Below are 714 nucleotides of genomic sequence, written 5' to 3' on the forward strand. Positions count from 1 at the left end.
GCCCATATGACCCGTTTGGGCCAAAATGTGCACCTCATGTTGTTTCGGAAGAAATGCCTGAGCTTTGGTCTTCTCTAGAGGAACAGCCTTATCCTCGTCCCCTGCAATAAAAAGTACAGGCCTGGAAAACTCTTCCAATACATGTATACGTTCTTTCCTGTCTCGCATGGCCTTTGAATAAGCAATCAAACTTTCTTTTGGGGTAGTTATTCCAATCTGAATGACTTTTTCTATTTCTTCTTGCAAAAACTTTCTTCTTTTACGGTAAAATAATTCTGGAACAAAGGGTTCAATAAATTTATCCACAGCATGTTTTTGCACAAACTGAATGGTTTTATTTCTGACTTGCTTTTTTTCCTCATCATCAGCAAATGCCGAAGAGTGGAAAAGACCAAAACCCCGGAGCATATCGGAATACTTTTCAGCAAAAGCTAAACTCACATATCCTCCTAGAGAATGACCGATAAGAATACATTCCTCTATTTCCAGGTCTTTTAACCAAAGGTGGATGCTTTCTGCTACCTCTTCTAAGCCAAACCCTTCTTTTAGAGGCTTACTTTTTCCAAAGCCAGGTAAATCCGGACATAACACATGAAAATGGTAAGCCAACTGTTCTTCAAAGGCTTTCCAAACTTCATGAGTTTCACAAAATCCATGGAGAAAAACAACGGGGAATCCTTTTCCTGATTCACTATAATTTAAAGAGTCCATGAT

1 protein-coding gene is annotated in these 714 nt (G+C 39.1%); it reads right to left on the reverse strand.

Translation table 11 applies throughout. The features are described from left to right. On the reverse strand, window positions 1-714 hold a 714-nt coding region (locus tag E1171_RS00450), incomplete at both ends, for an alpha/beta fold hydrolase (protein WP_155203035.1).

The sequence above is a fragment of the Xanthovirga aplysinae genome (assembly GCF_009711365.1).
GTDB lineage: Bacteria > Bacteroidota > Bacteroidia > Cytophagales > Cyclobacteriaceae > Xanthovirga > Xanthovirga aplysinae.